Below are 23,234 nucleotides of genomic sequence, written 5' to 3'. Positions count from 1 at the left end.
CGATGGGGTCCTTTTTCATGTGCGGGGGAACCGTGCAGGTCACGGCGGAGTCCTGGAGGGCATGCGAAGTCGCCCCTGCGGAGCAGGAGATCGTATGAGCGGCTATGCTGCGGCAGACGGCGCGCACACATGTACGCGACACGCCGCTATGGGGCGGTAGCTCAGCCGGTTAGAGCAGCGGACTCATAATCCGTCGGCCGTGGGTTCGAGTCCCACCCGCCCCACCGTGCAGGTCACTGACCTGCGGAAACGTTCGTTTTCGGGTGTCGGGGCGTCAACTTTGCCTGAACGGACTGAATCCGCTGCTCGTGAGTTTGACGCCTGAGGGGCGCTGCTTTGCATGATGGCCTTCTGACCTGCATGGACGCGTACCGATGTGTTGCCACGGAGGCGTGTTCCGCTCGGCTCCGTTGCGACAGGGTCATGTATTGAGGCCATCCTGAGGCCGGAGGTACGGGGGAGTGCCGCGGAGGCGTTGTTCGACGAGTCGTCTGCGTGTTGCGCGGGGCGTTTCACGTGGCGATCGTCCGGTGTTCTTAGCTCTGCGAGGAGTGCGTCCGGCTGAGGCCTCAAGGAGCCAAGGCCCCAACAGAAGACGGCCCCTGAAGGGCACTCGACCTCCGGTGTACCGCCGTGAGGCTGGTCTGGGACGTCATCGGACCTACTCATGGCTCGAGATCGCGAGGCGGCGAGGTCGAGCCAGGCCAGCCAGACCATCCGTCGTACAGTTCGGGGAGCCTCCGAGAACGACACCATCCCAGCTGCCGGTTGGCCACCGATCCTGGAGCCCAAATGGTGGGGCAGGTCAACTGAACTGGCTTGCCCTGTGGGGAGGGCGGGAAGGATGTCGCTGTACCCAAGCCTTATCCGGAAGAGTTCCGCGAGGATGTTGTACGGGTAGCGAGGAACCGCGGTCCGGGCGTGACGGTCGAGCAGGTGGCTGCCGACTTCGGAGTGCACGCGATGACGCTGTGGAAGTGGATGCGCCGGGCGGACATCGACGACGGAACCAAGCCCGGAACGTCCAGCCAGGAAAGTGCGGAACTACGCGAAGCACGTCGGCAGATCAAGCTGTTGGAGCAGGAGAACGAGGTCCTGCGTCGGGCCGCCGCCTACCTGTCGCAGGCGAATCTCCCGGGAAAAAGATCTACCCGCTCGTGAAAGAGCTGGCAGTTGTCGCAGCTCGGAGGGGCTGTGCCACAGGCGATCAGGTCGCAACATCGACTTTGCCTCACCGGCGACCTGTTCGAGTGCCGGGCTGACCCGCAGCGCCGGCTCTCCAGGCGCCCGCGGTCAGCGTCGTCCGCCCAGGATGATCTTCCAGACACGCGTTGCCACCTGCAGATTGAGCCGGGTGTCCACGTCCGCCAGGTCGCGGTCGCTGATCTCACGGATACGCTGCAGCCGGTAGCGCAGGGTGCTGCGGTGGACCGTCAGCGCGGCGGCCGCATCGTCGTAGTTGCCTCCGCAGTCGAAGTAGCGCGAGAGCGTCTCCACCAACTCGGTGTCGTGCTCCGCGTCGTAGTCGATCAGCTCGCCGAGCCACTCGCGCACGAAGTCTTCGAGCTCCCGGAGATCGTTTCCGGGCCCCAGGATCCGGTACAGCCCGAGGTCGTCGAAGAACGTCGTCCCACTGCGCTGGCGGGAGTTCTGCCGCACATCCAGGGCCCGCGATGCCTCCTGGTAACAGCGGGGAATGTCGTCCAGGGAGTCGCAGCGGGCGCTCACCCCGATCGCTCCGCCGGGCGTTCCCAGCTCATGGGCCAGCGCCGTGTAGACGGCATCGTCGTCGGGCCTCGCTTCGGTCAGCAGGACCATCCGGTCGCCGCGACGGGTGATCAGCGGACGGGTCGCCGAGATGGCTGTCGCCTGCTCGACTGCTCGGGTGAAGGAGTCGTCAGGGGCGTTGCCCGGCCAGTGCACCACGACCACGTAATGGGTGCGTTGCAGGTCGTGGCCGACGGCTTCGGCCCGGGCGTAGGCGCTCGTCTCGTCAGTGCCCTCCAACAGGTCGTCGATCAGCTGGCGGCGCAGTCGCAGTTCGACCTCGGCGAGTTCGCGTGCGTGCATGAGCTCCTGGGCGAGCGACCGCTGTGCGTGATCCAGGGCGAACCGGGTGTGCTCGTCGGCCGTCGCCTCGGGGTCCTCGAGGGCGAGTACGCCGAGGACGTCGCCGCGCGGGCGGACCAGGGCGATCAGCCGGTCCTTGACTCTGACCGGGCCCGGCTCGCGCGCGACCTGCCGCAGCATCCCTTCCTGGTGGGTCGAGGAGCGCACCGGATAGGGATCGGGGCGGTCGGGACCCGCCCAGGACCTCAGGTTGCCGAACCGGTCCTCGACGAGCGCCGACAGCCCGGTGAGTTCGTACAGCGCCTGGGTGATGGCGTCCTCGCCGCCGCCCCGGGCAGCGACACGGGCGAGGGTCTCGTGCACGGTCTTCTGCAGGTGCAGTTCGGAGCGCATGGCAGCCAGCTGCACGAGCGCGGTGTCCCGTTCGGTGCGGACTTGGCTGAGTTCACCGGCCTTGTCGTGCTGCGCGGCACGCGTGACCGTCAGTGACAGGGCCGCCGATGCGAGCCCCACGAGGGTCGAGAGGAGGAAGCGCCCCTGTTCGTCGGGCCCGGAGCGGGAGGAGACCAGGATGTAGCCGAGCAGACCGCCGGCCCCGCGCAGGCCGAACGCCCAGGTCCAGGACCGTTCCGGAAGGGATACGGAGCCGTCGGCCTCGCCCAGGTCCGTCATCCGTGCGTCGTTGGCCTTCGGCGCTCCCGCGTCGTGGCCTGGGACGCGGGCCAGACCGTCGCTCGTCACGAGATATCCGGCCTCGGCGTGGTAGGGACCAAGGGCACTGACGTGCCCCATGGCCAACCGCACGATCTCACTCTGCTCGGCGCAGGCGAACAGGGTGTGGGACAGCACCAGCAGCCCGTGCGGGTCCAGCGCCGCGAGCGGGCTCGGGTCGTGCCGTCCGGTGCCCGCGGTGTCGCTCGGTTGGCGGTTCCCTTGCTGGTCGGACACGTCAGGGGGCAGCCTCCGTGACGGATGGCAGGCCATAGATCACTCCCGTTCCCCTCCGGTCATCGGAGGCGATCGAGGGAGTCGTGGGATCCACGACTGGGCGAGCCCTGCGCGCCCAGCCTAGGCAACGTCATCCGACTTGTCTGGATTTTGGCCTTGCTCTCCTGGACCGACCGACTGCGTCGATTTCTGACCTGTCGGGTGCAGGCGGAGCGCGCTGCTCTCTTGCCACTCTGGACTTGTCGGGGATCGCCGGGCGCACCGGTGGCCTGGCAGGGAGGACTGGCTGATGAACGAGCAGGCCCGCAGGACCATCGCCTCGTACACGACCTACCAGGAGGCGGAACGCGCCGTCGATCACCTTTCCGATCGGGGTTTTCCCGTGGAGAGGGTGGCCGTCATCGGGCAGGACGTGCGCCTGGTCGAGCAGGTGACGGGCCGCATGGGACCTGGCGGGGCCGCGCTGCACGGCGCGGCGAGCGGCGCCCTGGCCGGAGCACTGATCGGGTGGATCTTCGGGCTGCTGAACTGGCTGGACCCGGTCGTGTCGGGACTGCTGCTCGCCCTGTACGGGCTGGTTTTCGGAGCCCTCGTCGGTGCTCTGCTCGGCCTGGTGGTGCACGCGGCCCAGCGTGGCCGCCGGGACTTCGCCTCGGTGAGTTACATGCAGCCCAGCCAGTACGACGTCGTCGCCGACGAAGCGGTCGCCGAGGAGGCGGTGCGGCTGCTGGCCGAACTGCCCACCGGGACCGGCACCAGCACCGGCAGCGGGGCCTGGAAGAGCGGCCGCCCGCGGAGCGGCCCCGCCGTCACCTGAGCGAGTGCGGAAAGCCGGGCGCGTCTCCGAGGACGAGCGGGCCGCCCGTCGCGAAAGGAGTTCCTCATGGCCAAGGCAGTAGGCATCGACCTGGGCACCACGAACTCGGTGATCGCCGTCTGGGAGGGCGGCGAGTCGTCGGTCGTACCCAACAGCGAGGGCAACCGCACGACACCGTCCGTGGTGGCCTTCACCGACACCGGCGAGCGCCTGGTGGGCCAGCTGGCCCGCCGCCAGGCGATCCTCAACCCCAAGGGCACCATCTATTCGGCCAAACGGTTCATCGGCCGGCACTTCGACGAGATCTCCGAAGAGGCCAAGGCCGTCACGTACGACGTGGTCGAGGGAGACGGCGGCGCCGCCCGTTTCAAGGTGCGCGACAAGCTCTACGCTCCCGAGGAGATCAGCGCACAGGTGTTGCGCAAACTCGCCGACGACGCCTCCAAACAGCTGGGCGAGAAGGTCACCGAGGCGGTCATCACGGTGCCCGCCTACTTCAACGACGCCCAGCGCACCGCCACCAAGGACGCCGGACGGATCGCCGGCCTGGAAGTACTGCGGATCATCAACGAGCCGACCGCGGCCGCCCTCGCCTACGGCATGGACAAGAAGCAGCACGAGACGGTGCTCGTCTTCGACCTGGGCGGCGGCACCTTCGACGTCAGCATCCTCGACGTCGGCGACGGCGTGGTGGAGGTACGGTCCACGGCGGGCGACAGCCATCTGGGCGGCGACGACTTCGACCGCCGGCTGGTCGACCAGCTCGCCGACGGGTTCCAGAAGGAGAACGGCATCGACCTGCGCAAGGACCCGCAGGCGCTGCAACGGCTGTTCGAGGCCGCGGAGAAGGCCAAGACCGAGCTCAGCTCGGTGACCCAGACGCAGGTCAGCCTGCCGTTCATCACGGCCGACGCCTCCGGGCCCAAGCATCTGACCGAGACGATCATGCGATCCACGTTCGAACAGATCACCGGCGACCTGGTGGAGCGCTGTCTCGGCCCGGTGCGGCAGGCAATGGACGACGCCAAGGTCAGTGACAACGACATCGACGAGGTCATCCTCGTCGGCGGCTCGACCCGCATCCCCGCCGTCCAGACCCTGGTGCGCAGGCTGACCGGCGGCAAGGACCCCAACATGAGCGTCAACCCCGACGAGGTCGTGGCGAAGGGCGCCGCGATCCAGGCCGGGGTCCTCAAGGGCGAGGTCAAGGATGTCCTGCTGCTCGACGTCACCCCGCTGTCGCTGGGCGTCGAGACACGCGGCGGAGTGATGACGAAGATCATCGAGCGGAACACCACCATCCCGGTGCGCCGCACCGAGACCTTCTCCACCGCCGAGGACAACCAGCCTGCCGTCGACGTCGTCGTCCTGCAGGGCGAGCGTGAGCTGGCTGCCGACAACCGGGTCCTGGGCCGCTTCCAGCTCACCGACATCCGCCCCGCGCCGCGCGGCGAGCCGCAGATCGAGGTCATCTTCGACGTCGACGCCAACGGCATCCTCAACGTCACCGCGCGGGACAAGGACACCGGAAAGGAACAGAGCATCACCATCAGCGAGAGCTCCAACCTCGACGGCAGCGAAGTCGAGCGGATGATCCAGGAGGCCGAACGCAACCGCGGACAGGACCAGGCCCTGCGCGAGGCAGTCGACGCGCGCAACGAACTGGACGCTATCGCCTACCAGGTCGAAAAGCGCCTCGGGGAGCTCGGCGACGCCGCGCCCGCACACGAGAAGGCCCGAGCCGAGATGCTGGTGGCCGAGGCCCGCGACGCGGTCAAGAACGAGGCCGGGGTGGACAAGGTCCGGCCGTTGGCCTCCGAACTCCAGCAGGTCTTCGCGGGCCTCGCGGCCCACCAGGCAGGAGCCGCCGCGGACGGTCCCGCGGGCACCGGCTCGCCGGACGGAGCCGGCCCCGGCGGGGCCACACCGGACGGAGCCGGGGGCGACGACGATGTGATCGACGCCGAGTTCGACAAGGGCTGAGGTGCCCGCCATGCCCATCCCACCCCGGAGCCAAGTGCCCGACCCGCCGCCGGAAGGCGCCGTACAGCCGCCGCGCGGGGACCTCCAGCAGCCTGGACCGCGGACCGAGGAGGCCGAGCCAGGGCCCGACGCCGCAACCGGCACCGCCGCACCCGACGACGAGTACGCGGCAGCGTTGCGCGAGGCCGAGGACAACTGGCGGCGCGCCCTGGCCGACCTCGACAACCTGCGCAAACGCCATGCCAGGGAGCTGGAGCGGGTGGCCGCGGCCGAACGTGCCCGTACGGCTGCGGCCTTCCTGCCCGTCATCGACAACCTGGAACTCGCCCTCAGCCACGCGGGGGCCGCCGACCCCGGTGCGATCGTCGAGGGTGTCCGGGCCGTGCGTGACCAGGCCGTGAACGTCCTGGAGCGGCTGGGCTACCCGCGCCACGCGGAGAAAGGTGTGCAGTTCGACCCGGCCCGGCACGAGGTGGTCGGAGTGGTCCAGGATCCCGACGCCGATCCGAACACCGTGGTCCAAGTGCTGCGACCCGGTTACGGGGAGGCCGAGCGGCAGCTGCGGCCTGCCGCCGTGACCGTCGCCAAGCGGGAGTGACCGTCCATGGCACGCGACTTCTACGAGGTGCTCGGCGTTCCGCGCACCGCCGACCGGGACGAGATCCAGCGGGCCTACCGCACCCTGGCCCGCAGGTACCACCCCGACGTCAACAAGGACCCTCAGGCGGAGGAGCGGTTCAAGGAGATCAACGAGGCCTTCAGCGTCCTGTCCGATCCGGATCAGCGAGCCCGCTACGACCGCTTCGGCGAGGACTTCCGGAAGATCCCAGAGGACTGGGAGGAGCAGGTCGCCGCCGGCGCCGGCGGTGGTTCCCGGTGGAGCACCGGCGGCGGTCCCCGGGTGCGGTACTCCACGTCGGGCTTCGGGGGCGAGGGGGTCGACGTCGAGGATCTGTTCGGCTCGCTGTTCGGCGGTGCCGGGCGGATGCGCGTGCCCGGCGCCGACCAGGAGGCCGAACTGCCGCTCACCGTCGAGGAGGCCTATCGGGGCGGCCGCCGTACGGTCACCCTCGCCGGACCGGCCGGGCCGCGGCGCTACCAGGTCGACGTACCGCCCGGCACCACCGACGGGCAGCGCATCCGGCTGGCCGGGGAGGGCGGGCGCGGGAGCGGCGACGACGCTCCCTCCGGGGACCTGTACCTGAGGGTGCGGATCCAGCCGCACCCCGAGTTCCGCCTCGAGGGCCGGGACGTCCACGTGAAGCTTCCGGTCACCCCGTGGGAGGCCGCGCTGGGCGCGACCGTGCCGGTGCGCACTCCGAGCGGTGCCACGGCGAAGGTGACCGTGCCCGCGGGGTCCTCCAGCGGACGGCGCCTGCGGCTGCGCGGCGAGGGCATGCCGAGCCCGCGCGGCGCTGACGGAGACCTGTACGCGGAGCTGCGGATCATGGTGCCGCCCCGGCTGAGCGACCGGGAGCGCGAGCTGCTGGAGGAACTTGCCGCTGTCTCCTCGTTCGACCCCAGGAGGACCTGATGACCGACCGACCGGCCAAGGCCCGCCCGCCCCACGCACGAACGGCCGAGGCGGGCGTGCAGTACGCGATCGTGCCCGTGCCCATGCTCTCCCTGGAGACCGTGGCCCGCCGCTCAGGCCTCCATCCCGACCTGATCCGCCGGTTCGTCGCCCTCGGACTGGTGGACGCCGGTCCTGACGCCTCCGGACGGCTGATGTTCGCCCCCACGGCCCCGGCCGCCCTGGCCCGCGTTCAGCGGCTGCGTACCGGGCTGTGCCTGAACTACGCGTCCCTCGGTCTGGTGCTCGACCTGCTCGACCGCATCAGCCTGCTCGAAGCCGCGCTGCGGCGAGCAGGCATGAGGAGTGATCTACCACCATGGACATGAACCGACTGACCCAGAAGTCACAGGAAGCCCTGCAGGAGGCCCAGAGCGCCGCCGGCCGCCTGGGCCACACCGAGGTCGACGGCGAACACCTGCTGCTCGCCCTCCTGGACCAGGAGGAGGGGCTGATCCCGCGGCTGCTGCAGCAGTCGGGCACCGATCCGGAGGGGTTGCGCGCGGCCGTACGCGAGGAGCTCTCGCGCCGGCCCAAGGTGACCGGCCCGGGCGCGGCGCCGGGCCAGGTCTTCGTCACCCAGCGCCTGGCCCGGCTGCTGGACGAGGCGGAGCGGGAGGCCAAACGCCTCAAGGACGAGTACGTGTCCGTGGAGCACCTGCTGCTGGCGCTGACCGAGGAGGGCTCGGCGACCGCCGCCGGGCGCCTGCTGAAGGAGCACGGCGTGACCCGGGACTCCTTCCTCGGCGCGCTCACCCAGATCCGCGGCAACCAGCGCGTGACCTCCGCCAACCCCGAGGTGGCCTACGAGGCCCTGGAGAAGTACGGCCGTGACCTGGTCTCCGAGGCCAGGGCCGGGCGGCTCGACCCCGTCATCGGACGGGACGCCGAGATCCGCCGCGTCACCCAGATCCTCAGCCGCAAGAGCAAGAACAACCCCGTCCTGATCGGCGATCCCGGCGTCGGCAAGACCGCCATCGTGGAGGGTCTGGCCCAGCGCATCGTGCGCGGTGACGTGCCCGAAGGACTGCGCGACAGGACGGTGTTCGCCCTCGACATGGGCTCGCTCGTGGCGGGCGCCAAGTACCGCGGCGAGTTCGAGGAGCGCCTCAAGGCCGTGCTGAGCGAGGTCAAGGCCGCCGCCGGGCGGATCCTGCTCTTCGTCGACGAGTTGCACACGGTCGTCGGCGCGGGGGCCGCCGAAGGAGCCATGGACGCGGGCAACATGCTCAAGCCCATGCTGGCACGCGGCGAACTCCACATGATCGGCGCGACCACCCTGGACGAGTACCGCAAGCACATCGAGAAGGACGCCGCCCTCGAACGCCGCTTCCAGCAGGTCCTGGTCGAAGAACCCAGCGTGGAGGACACCATCTCCATCCTGCGCGGCCTGCGCGAACGCCTCGAGGTCTTCCACGGCGTCAAGATCCAGGACACCTCACTGGTCGCGGCCGCCACCCTCAGCCACCGCTACATCACCGACCGTTTCCTGCCCGACAAGGCCATCGACCTCGTCGACGAGGCATGCGCCCGGCTGCGCACCGAGATCGACTCCATGCCCGCCGAACTCGACGAGATCACCCGCCGGGTGACCCGCCTGGAGATCGAGGACGCCGCCCTGTCCAAGGAGACCGACCCCGCGAGCAAAGCCCGCCTGGAGGAACTGCGCAGGGAACTGGCCGACCTGCGCGGCGAGGCCGACGCCAAACACGCCCAGTGGGAGGCCGAACGGCAGGCGATCCGCCGCGTGCAGGAGCTGCGCCAGGAACTGGAGCAGGTCCGCCACGAGGCGGAGGAGGCCGAACGCACCTACGACCTCAACCGCGCCGCCGAACTCCGCTACGGCCGCCTCCAGGAGCTGGAGCGCCGGCTCGCCGCGGAGGAGGAACAACTGGCCTCCAAACAAGGGCAGAACCGGCTGCTGCGCGAGGTCGTCACCGAGGAGGAGATCGCCGAGATCGTCGCCGCCTGGACCGGCATCCCCGTCTCCCGTCTCCAGGAGGGCGAACGCGAGAAACTGCTGCGCCTCGACGACATCCTGCGCGAGCGCGTCATCGGCCAGGACGAGGCCGTCAAGCTCGTCGCCGACGCCATCATCCGTGCCCGCTCCGGCATCCGCGACCCCCGCCGCCCCATCGGCTCGTTCATCTTCCTCGGCCCCACCGGCGTCGGGAAGACAGAGCTGGCCAAGACCCTCGCCCGGGCCCTGTTCGACTCCGAGGAGAACATGGTCCGCCTCGACATGAGCGAGTACCAGGAGCGGCACACCGTCAGCCGGCTCGTGGGCGCACCGCCCGGATACGTCGGCTACGAGGAAGGCGGCCAGCTCACCGAGGCGGTACGCCGCAAGCCGTACTCGGTCGTGCTGTTCGACGAGGTCGAGAAGGCGCACACCGATGTCTTCAACACCCTGCTGCAGGTCCTCGACGACGGACGCATCACCGATGCTCAGGGCCGCACGGTCGACTTCCGCAACACCGTGATCATCATGACGTCCAACATCGGCTCCGAGCACCTTCTCGACGGCGCCACCGCCGAGGGTGAGATCAAGCCGGACGCCCGCGCCCTGGTGATGGGCGAACTGCGCGGGCACTTCCGCCCGGAGTTCCTCAACCGTGTCGACGACATCGTGCTGTTCAAGCCGCTCGGTGAGCGCCAGATCGAGCGGATCGTGGAGCTGCAGTTCGACGAACTGCGCCGCCGCCTCGCCGAACGCCGCATCGCCGTCGAACTCACCGATGCGGCACGGGAGTTGATAGCCCACCAGGGCTACGACCCGGTCTACGGGGCCCGGCCGCTGCGGCGTTACATCTCCCACGAGGTCGAGACGCTGGTCGGGCGCGCCCTGCTGCGCGGCGACGTACAGGACGGCGCGAAGGTACGCGTCGACGCCCAGCACGGAGAGCTGGTGGTCACCTACGACCAGCCCGAGGACGTGAAGGGAGCGAGGGCGGCATGAGTACCGTGCAAGCCACCAACGTCACCTGCCCGCACTGCGGGCGCACCAACCGGGTACCCGTGGCCGCCGAGGGCCGCCCCACGTGCGGCAACTGCAAGCAGCCACTGCCGTGGATGGCCGACGCGGGCGACGACGACTTCACCGAGGTCGTCGAGCAGGCCACCGTGCCCGTCGTCGTCGACCTGTGGGCCACCTGGTGCGGCCCCTGCCGCATGGTCAGCCCCGCACTGGAGAAGGTCGCCACCGACCTCGCGGGAAAGATCAAGCTCGTCAAGGTCGACATCGACAAGAACCCGCGCCTGGCGCAGCGCTTCGAGGTCCAGGCGGTACCGACGCTGCTGGTCCTCGACAAAGGACAGACCATCGCCCGGCAGGCGGGTGCCGCACCTGCCCCTGTCCTGCGGCGGTGGGTGGAGCAGTCGATCGCGGGCCGCGAACCGGCCGGGAAAGGGTGATCAGCCATGACCCTACGAACCGACCCCCACCTCGCGCTCGTCCGGCCGGTCCGACCACTGACCCCCGAAGGGTGTCAGGGGTGTCTGCAGCTCGGCTCCCCGTGGGTCCACCTCAGGCTCTGCCTGACCTGCGGCCACGTCGGCTGCTGCGATTCCTCGCCGAACCGGCACGCCCGCCGCCACGCCGCCGCCGACGGCCACCCGATCGCGGCGTCGCTGGAGCCCGGCGAGGACTGGCGGTGGTGCTTCGTCCACGAGGCGTTCGTGTGATGTCCGGCGACGAGACGCGGCCGGGCGCGGCGCCGGTGCCGGACGAGGCGGAGGAGAGCGTCCCCTTCGAGACTCCCGACATCCACGGCGCCTATCCCCGCCTGTCGGACGACCAGACGGCGCGCCTGGCGCAGCACGGCCGGCGGCGCGCCGCCGAGGCAGGTGACGTGCTGATCCGGGAGGGCGAACGGTGCGAGATGTTCTACGTCGTCCTCAGTGGCTCGATCGCCATCGTCGAGGGCTACGGCACACCCGGCGAACGTCTGCTGCGTGTGCACGGTCCTGGCCGCTTCATCGGCGAACTCGGCCTCCTGAACGGCCAGATGGCCTTCTACACCGCCGTGGTCAGGGACCCCGGCGAGATCCTCGCCCTGTCCATGGATCAGCTGCGTGACCTGGTGACCCGGGACTCCACGCTCGGTGACGTGGTGCTGCGCGCCTGCCTGGGCCGCCGCGCTCTGCTCGTCGGGCAGGGAGCCGGTTTCCGCATCATCGGTTCGCGCTATTCGCCCGACACCCGTCGGCTGCGCGAGTTCGCCGCCCGCAACCGGCTGCCGCACCGCTGGATCGATCTGGAGACGGACCAGGAGGCCGAGGCTCTGCTGCGCCGCTTCGGGGTCGGTCCGGATCAGACGCCGCTGGTGATCTGGCGGGACACCACCCTGCTGCGCAATCCGAGCAACGCCGAACTGGCCCGGCTGATCGGCCTGCCGTCCCTGGGATCGGGCAACGGCCGCGGCGATGTCCTGATCGTCGGCTCCGGTCCGGCCGGTCTCGCCGCCGCGGTGAACGCCGCCTCGGAGGGCCTCGGCACGACCGTGGTCGAGGCGATGGCCACCGGCGGCCAGGCCGGCACGTCGTCCCGCATCGAGAATCTGCTCGGCTTCCCCTCCGGCATCTCCGGCGCCGAACTCACCGAACGCGCCGTGCTCCAGGCGGACAAGTTCGGCGCCCGGATCAGCCTCCCTGCGGAGGCGGCCCGGCTCGAACGGCGGGACGGCCACTACGCCGTCGGGTTCGCAGACGGCAGCGAGATCACCGCCCGTACCGTCGTCCTGGCCACCGGCGCCCGCTACCGCCGCCTCCAAGTGCCCGGCATCGAGCCGTTGGAGGGCGCGAGCGTCCACTACTCGGCGACCGTCTACGAGGCCCAGCAGTGCCGTACCGACCCGGTGGCGGTGGTCGGCGGCGGCAACTCCGCGGGCCAGGCCGTGTTGTTCCTGGCCGGGTACACACCACAGGTGTATCTGCTCGTCCGTGGGCCGAGCCTCGAGGCTCACATGTCCCGGTACCTGATCGATCAGATCGAGCGCCACCCGCGGGTGCGCGTCCTGCTGCGCACCGAGGTGACCGAGGCACTCGGCGACAAGGAGCTGGAGGCGGTCACCGTGGTCGACCACCGTACGGGCGAGCACCGCCACCTCGAAGTGCGGGCCCTGTTCGTCTTCACCGGCGCGGACCCTCACACCGATTGGCTGTCCGGCGCGCTCGCCCTCGACGCGCGGGGCTACGTTCTCACCGGCGCGGAGGCGCAGGCCTGCTCCGTTCCCGAGCTGTGGCAGAGCCAGGGCCGCGACTGCCTGACGTTGGAGACCAGCCTGCCCGGCGTGTTCGCGGCTGGCGACGTCCGCAGCGGCTCGGTGAAGCGCGTGGCCTCCGCGGTCGGCGAAGGCGCGATGAGCATCCACTTCGTGCACCGCTACCTGGGCCAGACGGCCGCACCCGGCGGCACCGACAGCTCCCCGAACACCCGTCCCAAGGAGTCCGCTTGGCTCGCATGACACCCAGCGGGCGACGACATCACGAGAAGGAGAAGGAGGCAGGGGAATGGCCACACCCGTCCGACGCCACCGCGGTGGCGCCTTGCAGGACAGGCCCCTTGGCTGGGCACGCAATCCGCTGACAGAGTTCGACCAACTGCTCAGCGAGATGAGCGGACTGATCGAGTCCACGGTGGGAGGTGCCGCTCCCGCAGTCGTGTGGACACCCCTGGCGGATGTCACGGAGACGGACGACGCCTTCCACGTCGGGATCGAACTGCCCGGCGTCAAGAGCAAGGACATCAACGTCGAAGCGAACGGCCAGGAGCTGGTGGTCACCGGAGAGATCAAGGAGAAGGAACGCAAAGGCGTCCTGCGCCGGAGCACCCGCCGCACCGGAGCGTTCGAGTTCCGGCTGCGGCTGCCCGGAGAGGTCGACACCGAGAAGATCAATGCGCAGATCTCGGACGGGGTGCTCACCGTCACCGTCCCCAAGGCCGAGGTCGCGAAGCCCCGGCACATCGAGATCAGCGAGACGGGTGAAAGCACCGGGAGCAGCGGCTGAGAGGCGAGCGCCGCGGTTCCGGACGCCCGTCCGGCACCGCGGCCGGGCCGGCGAGGCTCGCCGTACGGCGGCGCGACGTCATCCCGTAGGGAGGGATTCCGGCTGCCCCGGCCGCTTCCGCCGTGGGCTCAGTGAGTTCGAGCGGTAGTCCCGGGTGACCCCCATGACAGCGGCGACCGGCACAGAAGGAGGCAGCGATGAAATACGACGGATTCCTCGCCCATGTACGCGAGCGAGGCGAATACAACGACCAGGACGAAGCCGCGAACGTCACCAACGCCGTACTGGAGGTGCTGGCCCAACGGATCAGCCCGGGAGAGGTCAGGGACCTCGCATCCCAGCTGCCCGGCCCGCTGGGACAGGTTCTGAACCAGGCAACGCCCCAGCAGGCGCAGAGCTTCGGGATCGAGGAGTTCTACCGCCGGGTCGCCGAGCGCACCCCTGCCCGGCCGCGCACGGCGCAGTGGGACGCCAGCGCGGTCCTGACCACCGTTGCCGACGCGGTGACCGGCGGTGAGCTGAATCAGGTCATCAGCCAACTCCCCTCCAGCTACGCGGCCCTGTTCGGCAAGGCCGACCTCGCGGACTGAGCCCCTGCCAAGGCCTTCGGCCAGGGGCAGCCCCCTCACAGCAGGAGGTCGAAGACGGCTCGAGCCTCGTCCCAGTGCTGGGTCTGAGGGTTCTTCAGGTCGGGGTGGAGGATCTTGAAGCTCTGGGCAAGGGCCAGGCTGAGTCCGCCGATGATGTCCGGATAGGCCGCCTCGGTCTCCTCATCGGGAGTGCGGTCCAGAGCGGGATGGGTGGCGAGCTGTTCCAGGATCGGCTTGAGTTCCACTTCCTGGTCGATCTTCCTGAAGTGGTGAATGCTTTCCTGCAGGCCTTTCGTGATCGGCAGGTCACAGGTCTGGATGATGTCGCGCCCGTTGGCCTTGGCGGTGGCCTGGGCGACGGTCAGCAGATCGTAGAGCTTGGCGTCGACGAAGTCGCTGTAGCGCTTGAGATCGTTCTTGTCGACGTTCAGACCTGCGGCCGCGCGAAAGAACTTCTCGAATCTGGCGATGGACATCACGGTCATGACGGCAACCTCCGGCTGCGGGAGCCGGGTGGCTCCCGGCCCCTGGGCTTCCCAGCCAGCCTGGCCGACGGGGGCGCGTGAACGCATGCGCATGTGGGGCCCAATTAGCCTCCCTGCATTGCCCTGCCAGGCCCATGCGTTCGACTGTCCGGGTGGTCGGACGGGCGTGCGGCCGACAGCGGGGCCGAGAGCGCTCGGGAGAGGCCGGTGAACGGCAGCCAGGGCTGGTTGACGCGGCCCATCCCACCCATGGGTGTCGCAGCTCTTTGCCGGACTCCGGCTCCCGGGCGGACACGGTGCCGGGGTGCTGCCCGAGCGGGTCTTCGCGGTGGGGGACGCGATTGTGGCCCGGCGCTGGGAACAGGCCCTGTGATCTGGCCGTACGGCCTGCACCTGCCGGCGGGGCCCGGTGTGTCACGCGGCGTCGACGTTACCTGGGCGGCGTCTGTGGGCACTTGGGATCGCGGGACAGCCGACGAGGAGGGTCCAGCCATGCGGGAGTCGTCGCAGGACGTTACGGTCGTGGCTCTCCTGGCGGATCCGGACGCGCCGACGGAGATCGCGCAGCGCATGGCCCGGACCCTTCCGGCTCGGCTCGCCGACAAGTCGGGCCAGGGGCGACGGTTCGACGTCGAGGTGGTCAGTGAGCCCTTCACGTCGGGGACCGAGGACCCGCCCACCTTGATGCGCCGGATCATGGACCGCGGGAGTGCGGAGAACTGGGACATCGTCGTGGCCCTCACCGACCTTCCGCTGCACGCGCACGGGCGCAGGCTCGCTGTGAACCTGAATCACGAACACGGCTTGGCGTTGCTCTCTCTGCCTTCACTGGGAGGCCTGCGGCTGCCGGTGAGGGCCCGTCGGGCCGTCGAAGAAGCCGTGCTCCGCTTGGCGGCTCCACGGACCACCGGGGCGGAAGGACCTCCGCGAAGTCAGCCGCGTCCGGGGCCCTTCGTCCATCGTCTCGCGCCTGTTCATCCGGGCCCACCCGGTGAGAAGGAGACCGACGATCTTCGGTACGTCGTCAACGGGCCGCGCGGTTACCTGCGGGTGCTCGTCGGTATGGTCCGCGCCAACCGGCCGTGGCGGTTGGTGCCGGGCTTGTCGAAAGCCCTGGCGGCCGCACTCGCCACGGGAGCAGTGGCCACCGTGAACTCCACCGTCTGGAGCCTGGCCGCGTCCCTCAGCACGCCACGCCTCGTGATCGCCACGGTCGGATCTGTCGCGCTCATGATCGGCTGGCTGATCGTGGACGCGGAGCTGTGGCATCGCCCACCGGAGAGCTCGCCGGAGGCGAGGCAGAGGGCGCGGCTCTACAACGCCTCGACGGTCGTGACCGTGGGGATCGGTGTGCTCGTCTGCTACGTGGGTCTGATGGTCATCAACTGGCTGTGGGCGCTGTTCATCCTCAACGACCAACTGTTCGCTTCCGTGACACGAACCCCCCTGCACGCCGACGAGTACGTGACGCTGTCCTGGTTCGTCGCTTCGGTCGCCACCGTGGGCGGCGCGCTGGGATCAGGCTTGGAAAGCGACGACGCGATCCGGGCAGCCGCCTACTCGAAGCGCGAACAGGAACGTCGCCGCATGCTCCAAGATCACGATGATCCGCCCTCGAAATGAACCGACTACCGGCACGACGAGCAGCGAGGCGTCGGAGCGCGGGGCCGTCAGGAGGCGGCGGAGCGGCCGACGGGCCCCGGCAGGGCGTTCGGGCTAGGCTCACAGGGGTGAGGTGGCTGCGGACCTTCAGGGAGGTCGTGCGATCCGGGCTCACGATCGAGGAGACGCGGCTGGAGCCCCTGCTCGCGCTCCGCACGGCTGCGGGGGTGGCGATCGTCATCGGGCTGGCGCTGTGGCTGGTTTCCCCTGCGTACGCCGCGTCCGCCGCCCTCGGTGCCTACTCCGCGGGTGGGGCCACCTTCCAGCGGACCTGGCGTCCGCGCAAGGTGATCGCGCTCGGTGCGGGCGCGGGTCTGGCACTCAGCACCTTCGTGGGCTATCTGACGGCGGGGCGCCTCGTGACGTTCCTCCCGCTGCTGGCCGTATGGGCCTTTGCCGCGGGGATGGCATGGGCCCTCGGCTCGACCGCCGGCATCGTCGCAGCGACGACGGTCGGCAGCATGCTGGTGACCATCACCCTGCCGACGAGCGTCGGACGAGCCCTGGAACACGCCGGGGTCATCGCGCTCGGAGGCGTGACGCAGGCCGTGCTGATCCTGCTGTTCCCGATCCGCCGTTGGGGGGCGCATCGTGACGCGCTCGCCGACGCCCTGGCCGCCGTGGCGGACTACGCCCGCCGGCTGCGGCAGGACCCGGCCGCCCCGTTCGACCCGGTGCCCTTGATGACGGCCCGGGACGCGGCCGCCGTGACGCCTTCACAGGCCCGCACCCGTCCCCCCGTCCTCCACGGCCCCCGGGGCCTCGCCGAGCGCATTCTGCCGGTCCTCGCCGCGCTCGCCGACCCGGACGTCGGCGCCCCGGCGGAGGGACCCGAGCGGGACCGCGCGCGAGAGCTGCTCGGCACGGCCGCAGACGTACTGGACGCGGCAGCCCGTTCGATCCGCCGCGGCACTCCCGCCGAGGTGCCGCCCGGGAGCGCGGACGTCCTGCGCGTCGACGAGGAGCACGAAGTGCTGGAGGGGCCCGCCCGGCAGGCCGCCGAACGGCTCGTGGAACTGCTCGCCGAGGCGTTGGAGATCGCCGGGAGCGGCGGCGCGCGCGACAGGGCGCCTACGCCGTCCGGCACCGCGGGCGCCCACTTCCGGGTGCGCCCGACGATGTTCCGGTTGCTCCCGGTCGTCGTCCGGGCCGTCCGCCGTGAGCTCCGCCGGGACTCGCCCGTGTTCCGGCACGCCGTCCGCCTGGCGGCGGTGGCCACGCTCGGCTATCTCATCGCTTCCCGGCTGCCCGTGGGCCACGGCTACTGGGCGCCCATCGCCTCGGTGATGGTGATGCGGCCCGACTTCCACCGGACGTATGCGCGCGCGGTGGGCCGCTTCGCCGGGACCCTGGTGGGGGTGGCGCTCGCCACCGCGATGGTGCGGGCCCTGGGCCCGGACGCCCATGTGTTCGGCGCGCTGGCGGTCGTCTCGGTAGGCTTGTCGTACACGCTGAACCGTACCGGCTACGCCTACTCCCAGTGCTTCACTGCCGCGTACGTCGTCTTCCTGCTCGGCATGGGCGGCCAGGCATGGGAGCAGACGGTCCCGGAGCGGGTCGTGCTCACCCTGCTCGGCGGGGCCTTGGCCATGCTGGCGTACCTGGTGTTCCCCGCATGGGAGACCCCCCGGCTGCCGGGCCGGCTCGCGGACTGGCTCGCCGCCGACGGCCGCTACGCGGCCGCAGTGCTCCGCAGCCACGCCGAACCGACCCGGGAGCATCTCGCCGACATGCGCAGGGCCCTGCTGGCCAGCAGGGAGGCACGTGCCGCCTGGCAGGAGGCGTACGACCAGGCAAAGCAGGAACCGGTCCGCCCCAGAGGTCTGACATCGCGCGAGGCGGAGCAGGCGCAGGACGCACTCGAGGAACTCGACCGGGCGGCGATGCTCATGGAGAGCCATGTCCCACAGGCCGACAGCCGTTCCACCCCCGAGGCGGAGCGGGTCGCAGAGGCCTTGGAGGCGGACACAGCGCAGGCGGCAGTCGACGTGCGGGAGCACAGGAATCCGGACTGGGGGCGAGTGGAGGAAGCGCTCGATGCGTGGGACGGAGCCGCATCCGGGGAGCGGAACCCGGTGCTACGGCGCGGGGCGGAACTACAGAAGCGGGCCCTGGAGGACCTCACGACAGCCGTGAGCCGCACACCCCTGGAACGGGACATCGGCTCCGCTCGCGAGGAGCAACGGGTGCGGGCGGCCGTGGCTGAAGGTGACGGATCGGGACCCGCGCACCGCTGTGGGTGACGGTTCAGGCCACGGGGAGCGCCGCACCTCCTGGAGCGGCTAGTGGTCTCCCGACGGCGTCGAGCACCGCCATACGTACCGTGAGATGGGTTGCACTGGGGCGTCGAACTGCTCGGGCCTGGCAGGGCTGCTCTCCGGTTGGTGTGTCGGCATGCCAGGGGTGCCCCTGCCTGTCGCGCGGCGTGTGCGGGCGAACGGGGTGGACGAGCGGACCCCTCTTCGGGGTGGCAGCCTGAGGAAGCGGCGATGCGCGACATCACCGAGGCCTACCGGCGGCAGGACAGGCGTTATGAGGCAGCCCGACGCGATACGAACCGCAGGAACCTGCGGCCTTGCCGCAGCGGCGTGAAGGGATGGCGGGGCCCGTGCCGGGCCCGTTGCTGAGTGGCGGGCGCAGCGGGCCGGAGGACGTGAGCACTGGAGGTGTGCGATGAGTGCCGACCGCTCCCACGAGAGCTCTGGTGGTCATGTACTGGTCCTCGCAGCCGGCTCTTCGAGCCTGCACATCGCTCTGTTCGCGGCGGACGGTGAAATGGTGGCGGCTCGAGACGCCTCGGAGTCCCCGGGGCCTGCTTCGGTGGTTGAACTGCGGAACTTCCTCAGGGAAGCGCCCGCTCCTGCGTCGGTCGGTCACCGAATCGTCCACGGCGGCCCGCACCTGCCCCGACATACGCTGATCGACGCACGCGTACGGGCTCTGCTGGCGGATGTCGCCGACCTCGCACCGCTGCACGTGACCCCTGCCCTGCCTGTCGTTGATGCCGCACGAGAACTCCTGCCTGACGTTCCTCATGTCGCCTGCTTCGACACTGTCTTTCACAAGGACCTGCCAGCAGAGGCGCGCACGTACGCCGTGCCGGAGAGATGGCGAGCCGAATACGGGCTGCGCCGGTACGGCTTCCACGGGCTTTCCTACGCGTGGGCACTGCAGAGGACGGCGCAGGCCCTGGACCGACCCGTCGGCAACTTGCAGGTCGTGCTGGTGCACCTGGGCGGCGGCTGCTCGGCCTGCGCCGTCCGGAACGGACGCAGCGTGGACACCACCATGGGCCTTACGCCGCTGGAAGGCCTGGTGATGAGCCGGCGCAGCGGCAGCCTCGACCCCGGCGCCCTGCTGTGGCTGCAGCGGCGGCACGGTCTGAGCGCGGACGAATTGGATGCCGCACTCCACCGGCATTCCGGTCTGCTCGGCCTCTCCGGTACATCGGGAGACACCCGGGACCTGGTGCGTGCCCGCGCGGAGGGTGATGCCGCGGCCGCGTTGGCGCTGGCGACGTTCACACTCAGCTGCCGCAGGGGCATCGCCTCGATGGCCGCTTCGCTGGACCGGCTGGACGCGCTGGTCTTCACCGGGGAGATCGGCGAAGACCAACCCGAGGTACGCGAAGAGATCTGCTCGGGCATGACTGTTCTCGGTATACGAGGCGGGCTACTCGTCCCCGAACTGGAAGATTTGATGCGGGAAGGCCTCCGACGCATCGATCAGGCGGGGAGCGGTGTCCCGGTCCTCGTGGTCGCAACCGGCGAGACACAGCAGATCGCCGCCGAGACGCGACGTGTGCTCGGCATGTGACTGGCCAAGACAACTGCCGGCACATCTGCCTGGCCCGCGCAAAGAACCGGCCTCCTGTGCCAGGACAACACGCGGGGAAGTGGAGACGTCTGGTCCTGTATGTCATCCCCCGTCCGGTCACGGGGCTTTAGGGCCACTGGCCCGTCAGCAGAGCTCCGTACCTCCCCTTCGAACGCCCTTGGGGCGCCCTGCGCCACCGACTGGCTCGCCGCCCTCGGCATCCCGGTGCTGGTCACACGAGGCTTCAGTTCGCAGTCGACATCGTTCGGGCGCGTACCGCCCGTGATCCGCGCCCCGCAGTCCTGCTGAAGGTCCCGATGTCATCGCCAGCCACATGCGCACTCAGCAACGCCTTGAGGTGATCGGCGCACGCCTTCCTCTGTCTGGCCTTCAAGGACTGAAGCGGGCGGCCTAACGGTTGGCCGCAATGGAACTCGGCTAGGCTCGGCGTTGCCGTTTGACCTATGGTCACTGCCATAGAGGCTCCGCCCCGGCGCCCGGGGCGGAGCCTCTGCGCGTTGGAAGCGGAATCCGCTGCGCGCGGGTTCGATTCCCGTTTTTGAGCTGGCGCGATCGTCCTCTATGCCTTCGGCGCGACCCTGTCGGGCCTCATTGAGGCCGAGTTGAGGCCGCAAGGACAGGAACAGACTGACAAGGGCTGACTAGCCCAAACACGGATAACCGCATCTGAGCTGTGAAAACGTCAAGAATGAGCGTTGATCGGCAAGGACCGCCAAGATCCCCAAAGGACTCATAATCCGTCGGCCGTGGGTTCGAGTCCCACCCGCCCCACTTGTGCAGGCTTCTGACCTGCGGAAACGTTCAATTTGCCCTGTCGGATCGTCAACTTCGCCTGAACGGGTCGAATCCGCTGCGCGTGACTTCAAGTCTGCGGTTGGGGGCGTTAGTTCGAATGGCTCTGACCTGTGCTGATGTGATGGCTTGAGTGTTGGGCACGCCTCCATGGCCGACGTTTCCGAGGGGTTGGACGCCCGGTTCCGGACGCCGGCTGGTCACGAGGAATCGCAAGTGCCGTGCGGTGGCTCAGGTGATCGCGCGGAAAACGGCCCGTACCGGGAACGGTCCAGTGCGCTGTCTCATGCCGGGGTGCGTGCGCCGCTGTGAGACGGCGAGGCGGCCGTCGAGCCTCACGATCATGGCCACGTGTCAGTGCCACCGGTCTCCGGCGGGGTGCTCTACGGAACCTGTCGTGCCGGCCCGGCCCTGTTCGCGGACCGGGCGGCCGAAGCGGTCGCGGGTGCTTGCCGGTGACTGGCCTCCGACTCGGTCGTCCGTGACGAGGTCCACCGCCGTCTGCGCCTGCCGCATGCCGCGCCGTCGGCGAGCAGTGCCGCTCGGAGAATTCCGTCAGGCTCATGCCGAGTTATGGCGCTTGGTCCATCATGTCCCCGGAGGTGATCTGCGTGGTCGGCTTCTCGGCATGGCCGGCGGACTGGCTCAACCTCCGCCACGGCCTCGGTACCGGGCCCGGCCTCTGGCAACCCCCGGGAACGTGACGTCCTGGCGCAGGGTGGGAGCAGTGGCCCCGCGGGCCGATGGGCACCCAGCCATCGCCCGAGGACCTGCTTTGTCGCCGCCCGCACCGGTCGTCCCGCGGCCGACCCCTGCGTTGGTCAGGAGCCTGCTGCCACGCTCACGGCAGATGTCCGTGCAACGAGGCAGGCCGCGCCCTTCTCAGGGGTGGCGCGGGCGAGGCAGCAAGGCGAACGCGCTCTCCGCTATCGAGGTCAGGCGGTCGGGGCCGTGGCCGTACGCGCCCACCACATCGCTCCCGCGGATGATCGTCAGCAGTAGGTACGCGAGGTCGTCGGGATCCGCGTCGGGGTCGATGTCGCCGTTGCGCTGCGCCGCTCGCACGCACTCGGCCACCGCCGACCGGACCACGGAGAAGCACTCGTTGGCCAGGCGTTTCACCTCGGGGTCGGAGGCGCCGATCTCCAGGGCCATCTTGGCGGCGAAGCAGGCCGCCCCCGCCCGGTCGGAGGCGGGGGGTACGTCGGGGGCGAGTGGTACCCCGTGGACGGCGCGGAGCAAGTACTGGTGCAGTCGTTCGAGGGCGCCCTCGTCCGGTCCGTCGAGCATCTTCCGCGGACCCTGCGCCAGCCGGCCGAAGTAGCCGGACATCGCTTCCAGCAGCACGCCGTGCTTGCCGTCGAACGCGCCGTAGAGGCTGCCGCGGCCCAGGCCGGTGGCGGCGCTGATGTCGTCGACGCTCGTGCCGTTGTAGCCCGAGGTGCGGAACTGCCGTTCGGCAGCATGGAGGACGTGGTCGCGGTCGAAGCTTCGTGGTCTCGCCATACAAAGACCGTAAAGCCGACCCACCCTTCTTGACAACTCAGTACAGAACTGCCTAGGTTTCGGACTGTTCAGTAAACAACCGTCCTGAGCTCGCCGGATGGTGCCCGACGAAGCCATGCCCACAACCCGAGGAACCACCATGCAGACAGCTAACCGAGTAGCCCTCGTGACGGGCGCCTCCTCCGGGATCGGGAGGGCGGCGGCGCTCGCCCTGGTGGGCGCCGGCTTCGCGGTGGTCGGCACGAGCCGCAACGCGGCGAACGCCGAGCCGATCGCCGGCGTGACGTTCCTCGATCTCGACGTGGCCGACGACAAGTCGGTCCGCTCGCTGGTCGGGGAGGTGATCGATCGGTTCGGTCGGATCGACGTCCTGGTCAACAACGCGGGCGTGGGCGCGGTCGGAGCCGGCGAGGAGAGCTCGATCCACCAGGCCACGGAGGTCTTCGACGTCAACGTCTTCGGCGTGATGCGGATGGCCAACGCAGTGCTGCCCCTCATGCGCGCCCAGGGCGGTGGCCGCGTGGTCAACGTCTCCTCGGTGCTCGGTCTGATCCCGGCCCCCTTCATGGCCGTCTACGCGGCCACCAAGCATGCGGTCGAGGGCTACTCCGAGTCCGTCGACCACGAACTGCGCGAGCACGGCGTCCGGATGCTGCTGGTCGAGCCCGCCTACACGAGCACGAGTTTCGAGGCGAGCAGCATGGCACCCGACTCGCCCCTGCCGGTCTACGCCGCGCAGCGGGAGGTCTCCCGGGACGTGCTGGCCACGGCCGTTCGCAACGCCGACGGCCCGGACGTCGTAGCGAAGGTGATCGTCGCGGCCGCCACCGATTCCAGACCTAAGCTCCGGTACACCGCCGGCCCGATGGCCAGACGTGTCAGCCTCCTGCGCCGGATCGTGCCCTCGCGCGCCTTCGACGGACAGATCCGCAAGCTCAACCGACTGGCCGGCTGACCCCGCA

The 23,234-nt window shown here is 69.8% G+C and carries 19 protein-coding genes and 1 tRNA gene; 17 read left to right on the top strand and 3 right to left on the bottom strand.

Annotated elements, in window-relative coordinates; translation table 11 throughout:
- The first annotated feature begins 150 nt into the window (after nt 1–150).
- Nucleotides 151–224 (top strand) — tRNA-Ile (locus IF54_RS0128360).
- 595 nt (nt 225–819) lie between these two features.
- Nucleotides 820–1,161, top strand: a complete 342-nt coding sequence (locus IF54_RS43100; RefSeq protein ID WP_030323725.1) for an IS3 family transposase — start codon at nt 820–822, stop codon at nt 1,159–1,161.
- 132 nt (nt 1,162–1,293) lie between these two features.
- Here IF54_RS43100 and IF54_RS0128350 read toward each other — a convergent pair whose 3' ends face one another.
- Nucleotides 1,294–3,054: a helix-turn-helix domain-containing protein gene (locus IF54_RS0128350; protein WP_030323721.1), complete on the bottom strand. Its 1,761-nt coding sequence runs from the start codon at nt 3,052–3,054 to the stop codon at nt 1,294–1,296.
- Nucleotides 3,055–3,307: 253 nt separating this feature from the next.
- Here IF54_RS0128350 and IF54_RS0128345 point away from each other — a divergent pair, with 253 nt between their 5' ends.
- The 11 genes from IF54_RS0128345 to IF54_RS0128295 all read left to right on the top strand — a co-directional run bounded on the left by IF54_RS0128345 (nt 3,308) and on the right by IF54_RS0128295 (nt 13,990).
- Nucleotides 3,308–3,835, top strand: a complete 528-nt coding sequence (locus IF54_RS0128345) for a general stress protein (protein WP_030323718.1) — start codon at nt 3,308–3,310, stop codon at nt 3,833–3,835.
- Between the two features lie 66 nt (nt 3,836–3,901).
- Nucleotides 3,902–5,818, top strand: coding sequence for a molecular chaperone DnaK (dnaK, locus tag IF54_RS0128340; protein ID WP_030323716.1), 1,917 nt, complete (start codon nt 3,902–3,904; stop codon nt 5,816–5,818).
- Between the two features lie 10 nt (nt 5,819–5,828).
- Nucleotides 5,829–6,416 carry a nucleotide exchange factor GrpE gene (grpE, locus tag IF54_RS0128335; protein WP_030323714.1) on the top strand — a complete coding sequence of 196 codons (588 nt, stop codon included), beginning with the start codon at nt 5,829–5,831 and terminating at the stop codon, nt 6,414–6,416.
- Nucleotides 6,417–6,422: 6 nt separating this feature from the next.
- Nucleotides 6,423–7,352, top strand: a complete 930-nt coding sequence (locus IF54_RS0128330) for a DnaJ C-terminal domain-containing protein (protein WP_030323711.1) — start codon at nt 6,423–6,425, stop codon at nt 7,350–7,352.
- Nucleotides 7,352–7,720: a chaperone modulator CbpM gene (locus tag IF54_RS0128325; protein ID WP_030323709.1), complete on the top strand. Its 369-nt coding sequence runs from the start codon at nt 7,352–7,354 to the stop codon at nt 7,718–7,720. Before IF54_RS0128330 ends, IF54_RS0128325 begins: the two co-directional genes overlap by 1 nt.
- A complete protein-coding gene (gene clpB / locus IF54_RS0128320; RefSeq protein ID WP_030323707.1) occupies nt 7,711–10,350 on the top strand; it encodes an ATP-dependent chaperone ClpB in 2,640 nt (879 codons plus the stop codon). Before IF54_RS0128325 ends, clpB begins: the two co-directional genes overlap by 10 nt.
- Nucleotides 10,347–10,805: a thioredoxin gene (gene trxA / locus IF54_RS0128315; protein ID WP_030323703.1), complete on the top strand. Its 459-nt coding sequence runs from the start codon at nt 10,347–10,349 to the stop codon at nt 10,803–10,805. The genes clpB and trxA overlap by 4 nt, the downstream gene beginning before the upstream one ends.
- Nucleotides 10,806–10,811: 6 nt before the next feature.
- Nucleotides 10,812–11,075 carry a UBP-type zinc finger domain-containing protein gene (locus IF54_RS0128310; RefSeq protein WP_030323702.1) on the top strand — a complete coding sequence of 88 codons (264 nt, stop codon included), beginning with the start codon at nt 10,812–10,814 and terminating at the stop codon, nt 11,073–11,075.
- Nucleotides 11,075–12,856: an FAD-dependent oxidoreductase gene (locus IF54_RS0128305; protein WP_030323700.1), complete on the top strand. Its 1,782-nt coding sequence runs from the start codon at nt 11,075–11,077 to the stop codon at nt 12,854–12,856. The genes IF54_RS0128310 and IF54_RS0128305 overlap by 1 nt, the downstream gene beginning before the upstream one ends.
- A gap of 46 nt (nt 12,857–12,902) precedes the next feature.
- Nucleotides 12,903–13,400 carry an Hsp20/alpha crystallin family protein gene (locus tag IF54_RS0128300; protein WP_030323698.1) on the top strand — a complete coding sequence of 166 codons (498 nt, stop codon included), beginning with the start codon at nt 12,903–12,905 and terminating at the stop codon, nt 13,398–13,400.
- A gap of 197 nt (nt 13,401–13,597) precedes the next feature.
- On the top strand, nt 13,598–13,990 hold the full coding sequence (locus IF54_RS0128295) for a DUF2267 domain-containing protein (protein WP_030323694.1): 393 nt from the start codon (nt 13,598–13,600) through the stop codon (nt 13,988–13,990).
- A 35-nt stretch (nt 13,991–14,025) separates the two neighbouring features.
- On the opposite strand, the gene IF54_RS0128290 is transcribed toward IF54_RS0128295, so the two are convergent.
- Nucleotides 14,026–14,475, bottom strand: coding sequence for a DUF1931 family protein (locus IF54_RS0128290; protein ID WP_030323692.1), 450 nt, complete (start codon nt 14,473–14,475; stop codon nt 14,026–14,028).
- 411 nt (nt 14,476–14,886) lie between these two features.
- Between IF54_RS0128290 and IF54_RS0128285 the strand changes: the two genes are divergently transcribed.
- From IF54_RS0128285 to IF54_RS0128275, 3 genes are all read left to right on the top strand, one after another.
- On the top strand, nt 14,887–16,098 hold the full coding sequence (locus tag IF54_RS0128285; RefSeq protein WP_234439076.1) for a hypothetical protein: 1,212 nt from the start codon (nt 14,887–14,889) through the stop codon (nt 16,096–16,098).
- Nucleotides 16,099–16,205: 107 nt separating this feature from the next.
- Nucleotides 16,206–18,380 (top strand): FUSC family protein, encoded by a 2,175-nt coding sequence (locus tag IF54_RS0128280; protein ID WP_030323688.1) that lies wholly within the window; start codon nt 16,206–16,208, stop codon nt 18,378–18,380.
- A 430-nt stretch (nt 18,381–18,810) separates the two neighbouring features.
- Nucleotides 18,811–19,953: an acetate/propionate family kinase gene (locus IF54_RS0128275; RefSeq protein WP_030323686.1), complete on the top strand. Its 1,143-nt coding sequence runs from the start codon at nt 18,811–18,813 to the stop codon at nt 19,951–19,953.
- Nucleotides 19,954–21,648: 1,695 nt separating this feature from the next.
- Here IF54_RS0128275 and IF54_RS0128265 read toward each other — a convergent pair.
- On the bottom strand, nt 21,649–22,272 hold the full coding sequence (locus IF54_RS0128265; RefSeq protein ID WP_030323684.1) for a TetR/AcrR family transcriptional regulator: 624 nt from the start codon (nt 22,270–22,272) through the stop codon (nt 21,649–21,651).
- A gap of 139 nt (nt 22,273–22,411) precedes the next feature.
- Between IF54_RS0128265 and IF54_RS0128260 the strand changes: the two genes are divergently transcribed.
- Nucleotides 22,412–23,227 (top strand): oxidoreductase, encoded by an 816-nt coding sequence (locus IF54_RS0128260; RefSeq protein WP_030323682.1) that lies wholly within the window; start codon nt 22,412–22,414, stop codon nt 23,225–23,227.
- Nucleotides 23,228–23,234 lie beyond the last annotated feature (7 nt).

Source organism: Streptomyces sp. NRRL B-3229, from assembly GCF_000719505.1.
GTDB classification, from domain to species: domain Bacteria; phylum Actinomycetota; class Actinomycetes; order Streptomycetales; family Streptomycetaceae; genus Streptomyces; species Streptomyces griseorubiginosus.
Note: the sequence above shows the minus strand (reverse complement) of the source record. Positions and strands in the feature narration are given on the sequence as shown.

What these genes read in the sequence shown, in the direction of transcription:
- grpE (WP_030323714.1), top strand. Translation starts at nt 5,829, where the DNA reads ATGCCCATCCCACCCCGGAGCCAAGTGCCCGACCCGCCGCCGGAAGGC.
- IF54_RS0128290 (WP_030323692.1), bottom strand. Translation starts at nt 14,475, where the DNA reads ATGACCGTGATGTCCATCGCCAGATTCGAGAAGTTCTTTCGCGCGGCC.
- IF54_RS0128310 (WP_030323702.1), top strand. Translation starts at nt 10,812, where the DNA reads ATGACCCTACGAACCGACCCCCACCTCGCGCTCGTCCGGCCGGTCCGA.
- IF54_RS0128345 (WP_030323718.1), top strand. Translation starts at nt 3,308, where the DNA reads ATGAACGAGCAGGCCCGCAGGACCATCGCCTCGTACACGACCTACCAG.
- IF54_RS0128330 (WP_030323711.1), top strand. Translation starts at nt 6,423, where the DNA reads ATGGCACGCGACTTCTACGAGGTGCTCGGCGTTCCGCGCACCGCCGAC.
- dnaK (WP_030323716.1), top strand. Translation starts at nt 3,902, where the DNA reads ATGGCCAAGGCAGTAGGCATCGACCTGGGCACCACGAACTCGGTGATC.
- IF54_RS0128350 (WP_030323721.1), bottom strand. Translation starts at nt 3,054, where the DNA reads ATGGCCTGCCATCCGTCACGGAGGCTGCCCCCTGACGTGTCCGACCAG.
- IF54_RS0128275 (WP_030323686.1), top strand. Translation starts at nt 18,811, where the DNA reads ATGAGTGCCGACCGCTCCCACGAGAGCTCTGGTGGTCATGTACTGGTC.
- IF54_RS0128265 (WP_030323684.1), bottom strand. Translation starts at nt 22,272, where the DNA reads ATGGCGAGACCACGAAGCTTCGACCGCGACCACGTCCTCCATGCTGCC.
- trxA (WP_030323703.1), top strand. Translation starts at nt 10,347, where the DNA reads ATGAGTACCGTGCAAGCCACCAACGTCACCTGCCCGCACTGCGGGCGC.
- IF54_RS0128325 (WP_030323709.1), top strand. Translation starts at nt 7,352, where the DNA reads ATGACCGACCGACCGGCCAAGGCCCGCCCGCCCCACGCACGAACGGCC.
- IF54_RS0128300 (WP_030323698.1), top strand. Translation starts at nt 12,903, where the DNA reads ATGGCCACACCCGTCCGACGCCACCGCGGTGGCGCCTTGCAGGACAGG.
- clpB (WP_030323707.1), top strand. Translation starts at nt 7,711, where the DNA reads ATGGACATGAACCGACTGACCCAGAAGTCACAGGAAGCCCTGCAGGAG.
- IF54_RS0128260 (WP_030323682.1), top strand. Translation starts at nt 22,412, where the DNA reads ATGCAGACAGCTAACCGAGTAGCCCTCGTGACGGGCGCCTCCTCCGGG.
- IF54_RS0128295 (WP_030323694.1), top strand. Translation starts at nt 13,598, where the DNA reads ATGAAATACGACGGATTCCTCGCCCATGTACGCGAGCGAGGCGAATAC.
- IF54_RS0128305 (WP_030323700.1), top strand. Translation starts at nt 11,075, where the DNA reads ATGTCCGGCGACGAGACGCGGCCGGGCGCGGCGCCGGTGCCGGACGAG.